Raw genomic sequence first — 6,828 nt, 5'->3', positions numbered from 1 at the left:
GGCGGGCGGAGGCCGCGCCGCCGCTGCCCCGGCTCGTCGTGGTCGTGGACGACCTGGACGCGCTGGTCACCCCCGCGCTGGGGTCGCCCGGCCGGCCCGCGGCGGGCTCGGTGATGCGGGCGCTGGAGGCCGTCGCGCGGGAGGGCGACCGGCTCGGCGTGCACCTGGTGGCCGCGACGGGGCCCGGCGGCCGTACGGCCGAGACGGAACCGGCCCGGCGGGCCGCGCTGCGGGTCGTGCTCGACGCGCCCGTGCCGGGTCCGGACGGACCGGCCCCCGGGCGCGGGCACCTCACCGGCCCCGACGGGCGTACGGTCCCCTTCCAGGGGGGCCGGGTGACGGGCCGTATCCCGCGGACGGCCACGCTGCGGCCGACGGTCGTGGCACTGGAGTGGCACCGCATGGGCGACCCGCCGGCCCGCCGCCCGGTCCGCGAACTGGGCAACGGCCCCACCGATCTCGCCCTCCTGGCCAGCGCGCTGGACCGGGCGGCGAAGGAGGTGGCGGCGGCCCGCGTGCCGTCCCTGCTCTGACCTCGTCACACGCGCGTACCCGCGTCCCGTCCCCGACCGGCGCCCGCCGTGCCCCATCCCTGGTCACGAGCGCGTCACGATCCCCCGGTTGACAAGGGACGCGCTCTTGCCGCCCTCACCCCCCTGGCGTACACCAGAGCGCACGGGACAGCGCACGACGTTCGACGAGGACGAAGAACGGGGCAGTGATGCGCACGAGCAGCACCATCCGGACACGCAGGACCATCCGGACACGCAGGACCGTACGGGCCGCCGCGGCGGCCGTCGCGGGGGCGCTCGCCCTCTCGCTCACCGCGTGCGGGGGCGACGACAACGACGACGGCGGGGACGACGGCGGCAAGGAGACGGCGTCCACCGTCACCCTGCCGAAGCTGGACGGCGAGAGCCTGGAGGTCGCCGCGGTCTGGACCGGCGCCGAGCAGAAGAACTTCAAGGCGGTCCTGACGGAGTTCGAGAAGCGCACCGGCGCCAAGGTGACCTTCGTTCCCGCCCAGGACCCGATCATCAACTTCCTCGGCTCGAAGATCGCCGGCGGACAGCCGCCGGACGTCGCGATGCTCCCCCAGCCGGGAGCCGTCAAGCAGGCCGTCGACAAGGGCTGGGCGAAGCCGCTGGGCGCCGAGGCGCAGAAGGAGCTGGGCGAGAACTACTCGGCGGGCTGGCAGGAGATCGGCAAGGTCGGCGGCAAGCAGTACGGCGTCTACTACAAGGCCGCCAACAAGTCGCTGATCTGGTACAACGCCCAGGTCTTCGAGAACGCGGGCGCCGCCGAGCCCAAGACCTGGGACGAGCTGCTGACGACCGCGCAGACGGTGTACGACTCGGGTGTCACCCCGTTCTCGGTCGGTGGCGCGGAGGGCTGGACCCTCACCGACTGGTTCGAGAACGTCTACCTGTCGCAGGCGGGCCCGGAGAAGTACGACCAGCTGGCGGCCCACGAGATCAAGTGGACGGACCCGTCCGTCAAGGCGGCGCTGACGACGCTCGCCGAGGTCTGGGGCAAGGCGGACTACGTCGCGGGCGGCTCGAAGGGCGCGTTGCAGACGGACTTCCCCGCCTCGGTGACGCAGACCTTCACCGGCGGTGACCAGCCCAAGGCCGGCATGGTCTACGAGGGCGACTTCGCGCAGGTCAACATCACGGAGACCAAGGCGGAGGTCGGGACCGACGCCAAGGTCTTCCCGTTCCCGGCGGTCGGCGACAGCGCGCCGGTGGTCTCCGGCGGCGACGCGGCGGTGATCCTGGAGGACTCGAAGGCGGCGCAGGCGCTGGCGACGTTCCTGGCCTCGCCGGACGCGGCGACGATCCAGGCGAAGCTCGGCGGCTATCTGTCGCCGAACAAGAACGTGGACGCGGCGGCGTACCCGAACGACGTGCAGCGGAAGATCGCCGAGGCGCTGGTCGCCGCCGGTGACGACTTCCGCTTCGACATGTCGGACCAGGCGCCGCAGGCGTTCGGCGGCACGCCCGGCAAGGGCGAGTGGAAGGCGCTGCAGGACTTCCTGAGCGACCCCAAGGACGTCGCGGGCACGCAGGCGAAGCTGGAGGCGGACGCGGCGGCCGCCTACGGGGACTGACGCGATGGCGTCGACGGCAGCGGCGGGTCCCGCGCCGGAACCCACACCAGGGGTTCCGCCGGGACCCACCGCCCCCAGGTCGCGCAAGAGCGTCACCGGCACCCGCAGGACCGTGGCGGCGCTGTTCCTGCTGCCCGCGTTCGTGCTGCTCGGGGCGCTCGTGGTCTACCCGATCGGGTACTCGCTGATCCGCAGCTTCTACGACCAGTCCGGCGACGCCTTCGCCGGGTTCGACAACTACGAGGCGCTCTTCACCGACGACGGCATCCGCACCGCGCTGAAGAACAACATCATCTGGGTGGTGTTCGCGCCGACGGTCGCCACGGCGCTCGGTCTGATCTTCGCGGTGCTGACCGAACGGGTGCGCTGGGGTACGGCGTTCAAGCTGGTCGTCTTCATGCCGATGGCGATCTCCATGCTGGCGGCGGGCATCATCTTCCGGCTGGTGTACGACCAGGACCCGGAGAAGGGTGTCGCCAACGCGGTGTGGGTGGGGGTGCACGACACCTTCGCCGAGGCGTCGGCCTTCCCGAAGGCGCACCCGGGGCGGGAGTCGCCCCTGGAGGCTGCGGGCGGCGGCGCGTTCGTCACCAAGGAGCCGGTGCGCGCCGGTGAGACCGTCGTGCTGCCGCTGGTCGGGGTCGCCCCCGACCAGTTGCCCGACGACGCGGGCACGGCGGCGGCGCCGCGCGCCGAGTCCGGCAAGGTGACCGGCACGACCTGGCAGGACTTCACCCGCGGCAAGGGCGTCGGCACACTCAACGGCGTCGACGCGGGCGAACTGGGCTACACCGGGATGAAGATCGAGGCCGTCAAGGACGGGAAGGTGGTGGCGTCGACGACGGCCGGGAAGGACGGCACGTTCTCGCTGCCGGCCGCGGCGGACGGGGCACAACTGCGGCTGCCGGGCGACAACTTCAAGGCGCCGTACAACGGCCTGGACTGGCTCGGCCCGTCGCTGGTCACCCCGGCCATCATCGGCTCGTACGTGTGGATGTGGGCCGGTTTCGCGATGGTGCTGATCGCGGCCGGTCTCGCGGGCGTGCCGCGGGAGCTGCTGGAGGCGGCACGGGTCGACGGGGCCAACGAGTGGCAGGTGTTCCGGCGGATCACCGTGCCGATGCTGGCGCCGGTCCTCGCGGTGGTCGCCGTCACCCTGATGATCAACGTGCTGAAGATCTTCGACCTGGTCTTCATCATCGCGCCCGGCTCCTCGCAGGACGACGCGAACGTCCTCGCGCTGGAGCTGTACCGCAAGGGTTTCTCCGAGGACCAGCCGGGCGTCGCGAGCGCGATCTCGGTCTTCCTGCTGCTCCTGGTGATCCCGGTGATGTGGTTCAACGTAAGGCGGCTGCGGCGGGAGGTGCGGCGATGACCGCGGACGCGGGTACGGTCACCCGGAGGCCCGCCGCGGGGGCCCGCCGGTCGCTGGGGTCCCGGCTCGCCGAGGGGGTCAGCGGCGGGATCGTCCGGGTGGTGCTGATCCTCGTGGGGCTGTTCTGGCTGGTGCCCACGGTCGGGCTGCTGCTGTCGTCGCTGCGCAGCCCGGAGGACATGGCGGCCAGCGGCTGGTGGACGGTGTTCACCGAGCCGTCGCAGCTGACCTTCTCCGCCTACGCGGAGCTGCTGAAGAACGGCGACATCACCGACTCGCTCGTCAACACCGCGCTGATCACGGTGCCGGCGACGGTCCTGGTCGTCGTCATCGGCTCGCTGGCGGGGTACGCGTTCGCGTGGATGGAGTTCCCGGGGCGTGACTGGTGGTTCCTGGGCGTGGTGGGGCTGCTGGTGGTGCCGGTGCAGGTGGCGCTGATCCCGATCGCCGAACTCTTCGGGAACATCGGCCTGTTCGGGTCGGTGTTCGGCGTGATCCTCTTCCACGTCGGCTTCGGGCTGCCGTTCGCGGTGTTCCTGCTGCGGAACTTCTTCGCGGAGATCCCGCGCGAGCTGCTGGAGGCGGCGCGGCTGGACGGGGCGGGTGAACTGCGGCTGTTCGTCAGGGTGGTGATGCCGCTGGGCGGGCCGGCCATCGCGAGCCTCGGCATCTTCCAGTTCCTGTGGGTGTGGAACGACATGCTGGTCGCGCTGATCTTCAGTGACGCCGACAGCCAGCCGATCACGGTCGCCCTGCAGACGCAGGTACGGCAGTTCGGCAACAACATCGACGTGCTGGCGCCCGGCGCGTTCATCTCCATGGTGATCCCGCTGGTCGTGTTCTTCGCGTTCCAGCGGCAGTTCGTGTCCGGCGTGATGGCGGGCGCGGTCAAGTAGCCGCTTGGGTACGGGCGGAAGGGGGCGGGGCGGAAACGGACCGCCTCCTTCCGCCCGTACGGGGCCCGACAGGTCCCCCATATGCCGCAGGCGGCGTAACCAAGTCACTCCATTGGCCGTTCCCGGGCCGAACGCCCGCGCCGACCCATGGATGTCCCCGTGCCCCGGTTCAGTGTCATCGTCCCCGCATACCAGGTACAGGCGTACCTGCACGCATGCCTGGAGTCGGTGCTGTCCCAGTCCTTCACGGACCTCGAACTGATCGTGGTCGACGACGCGTCACCGGACGCCTGCGGGGACATCGCCGACGAGTTCGCGGCCCGCGACAGCCGCGTACGGCCGGTCCGCCTGCCGCGCAACGCGGGGCTCGGACCGGCCCGCAACGCCGGGATGGCCCAGGCCACGGGCGACTACCTGGTCTTCCTCGACGGCGACGACACCCTCACCCCCGACGCGCTGCGGGCGATGGCGGACCGGCTGAAGGAGACCGGCTGCCCCGACGTCCTGGTCTACGACTACGCGCGCACGTACTGGAACGGCGACGCCGTCCGCAACCAGGCCGCCGCGCGGCTCGCCGAGGAGGGCCCGGCGCCGTTCCGGCTGACGGACCGGCCGGGGCTGCTGAACCTGCTGATGGTGGCGTGGAACAAGACCTGCCGCCGCGAGTTCGTGGAGCGCGCCGGCTTCTCGTTCCCGCCGGGTCTGTACGAGGACACCCCGTGGACCTACCCGGTCCTGATGCGGGCGCGGTCGATCGCGACCCTGGACCGGGTCTGCGTGCACTACCGGCAGCGCCGCCGGGGCAACATCCTGGGCACACCCGGCGAACGGCACCTGGACATCTTCGCCCAGTACGACCGGGTCTTCGCGTTCCTGGACACCGACCCGGAGCTGGACCGGTGGCGGCCGGTGCTGCTGCGCCGCATGGCCGACCACTTCGCGGTGGTGTTCTCCCGGCGCGACCGCCTGCCGCGCGGCTCGCGCGCCGAGTTCCTGCGCCGGGCGCGTGCGCAACTGCGCCGCCATCATGTGCCCGGGGCGCGGGCGCCGCTGGGGGTCCGGCTGCGGCACGGCCTGATCCGCCTCGGGCTGCACCGCACGTACCGGGCGCTGCGACGGGTCTCGGCCGGGGGCCGCCGTACCGTGCGGATCACCGCCCGGTCGGTGCGGGCCGTGCGCTCCGGCGTGCTCAGGCTGCACTACCGGGTGCAGCGGCTGCTGCCGCTGCGGGCCGACCGCGCGCTCTTCGCCGACCACGGCGACGGCGGGTACGGCTGCAATCCGGGGGCGCTGGAGCAGGCGTTCCGTACCTTCGCGCCGCACATCCGTACGGCGTGGGCGACCGTCGCGGAGCTGCACCACACGGTGCCACCGGGTCCGCGCCGGGTCCGGCCCGGCACGGCGGCCTGGTTCACGCAGCTGGCGCGGGCCAAGTACCTCGTGCACAACGCGCCGTTCGACCCGCGGCTGGTCGAGCGGCGGGGGCAGGTGCTGGTGCAGACGCAGGCCGGGACGCCGCTGGGCCACGAGGGCCTGGACCTCCAGGAGCGTCCGGGCGCCGCGCGGGGCACCGACTTCCGCGCGCTGCTGCGCGACGTCGACCGCTGGGACCTGGTGCTGTCCGCGAACCGGCACTCGACGCTGACCTGGGAGCGGGTGCATCCCGGCCGGTACACGGTCGTGGAGTGCGGGCAGCCCCGTACCGACGTCTTCCAGCGGGCGACCGCGGCGGACGTGGCGCGGCTGCGGGAGGTGTTCGGCGTACCCGGCGACTCGGTCGCGGTGCTGTACGCGCCGGCCCGCCGCGACTGGCGGCGCACCCAGCGGCTCGCCCTCGACCTGGAGCGCGTCGCGCGGCGTCTCGGGCCGCGGTTCGTGGTGCTGGTACGGGGCGAGGCCGGGCCCGACGGTCCGCCGCCGGTGCCGAAGGCGGCCCGGGTCGTGGACGTCGGCGGCCACCCGGACCCGGCGGCGGTCTGTCTGGCCTCCGACGTGCTGGTCACCGACTTCGCACCGCTGATGTTCGACTACGCGGGCCTGGACCGGCCGATCGTGCTGCACACCGGGGAGCGGCAGGCGTACGAGTCGGCGCGCGGCCTCTACGTCGATCTGGCGGCGTTCCCGCCGGGGGCGACCGCGCGGGACGAGGACGAGCTGATCGACGTCTTCGCCTCCGGGCACTGGTGCGGGTCGCGGTCGGCGCAGCTGCGGGCGGCGTTCCGGGAGCGGTACTGCCCCTGGGACGACGGCCGGGCCGCCGAACGCGCCGTCCGCCGCATCGTCTTCGGCGAGGCCGCGGCGGAACTGCCGCCCGTCGTCCCCCTGGACGAACGCCGCCCGGCCCCGTCCGCGGCGGCCCCACCGGTCCGCCCCCCGCTGTCCTCGGTGCCGCCCCCGACCACCCCGCACCCGGTCCCCGGCCCGCTCTGACCCGCGCACCCCGCCCG

4 protein-coding genes and 1 pseudogene are annotated in these 6,828 nt (G+C 73.0%); all 5 read left to right on the top strand.

All coding sequences use genetic code 11. The features are described 5' to 3' along the window. A pseudogene (locus UW392_RS34690) lies at positions 1-533 on the top strand (hypothetical protein); the annotation flags it as partial. Positions 534-721: 188 nt separating this feature from the next. Then, the gene (locus tag UW392_RS34685) at positions 722-2,110 is read left to right on the top strand and encodes an ABC transporter substrate-binding protein (RefSeq protein ID WP_320779176.1); all 1,389 of its coding nucleotides are present in this window, start codon (positions 722-724) and stop codon (positions 2,108-2,110) included. Positions 2,111-2,114: 4 nt separating this feature from the next. Continuing rightward, positions 2,115-3,485 (top strand): sugar ABC transporter permease, encoded by a 1,371-nt coding sequence (locus UW392_RS34680; RefSeq protein ID WP_320779175.1) that lies wholly within the window; start codon positions 2,115-2,117, stop codon positions 3,483-3,485. Continuing rightward, complete coding sequence (locus UW392_RS34675) at positions 3,482-4,381, top strand: carbohydrate ABC transporter permease (RefSeq protein ID WP_320779174.1); 900 nt, start codon at positions 3,482-3,484, stop codon at positions 4,379-4,381. Before UW392_RS34680 ends, UW392_RS34675 begins: the two co-directional genes overlap by 4 nt. A 159-nt stretch (positions 4,382-4,540) precedes the next feature. Continuing rightward, complete coding sequence (locus tag UW392_RS34670; RefSeq protein WP_320779173.1) at positions 4,541-6,811, top strand: bifunctional glycosyltransferase family 2 protein/CDP-glycerol:glycerophosphate glycerophosphotransferase; 2,271 nt, start codon at positions 4,541-4,543, stop codon at positions 6,809-6,811. The last annotated feature ends 17 nt before the right edge of the window (positions 6,812-6,828 follow it).

Source organism: Streptomyces sp. CRN 30 (genome assembly GCF_034105845.1).
The sequence above is the reverse complement of the archived record's forward strand: the minus strand, read 5'-3'. Positions and strand labels throughout refer to the sequence as shown.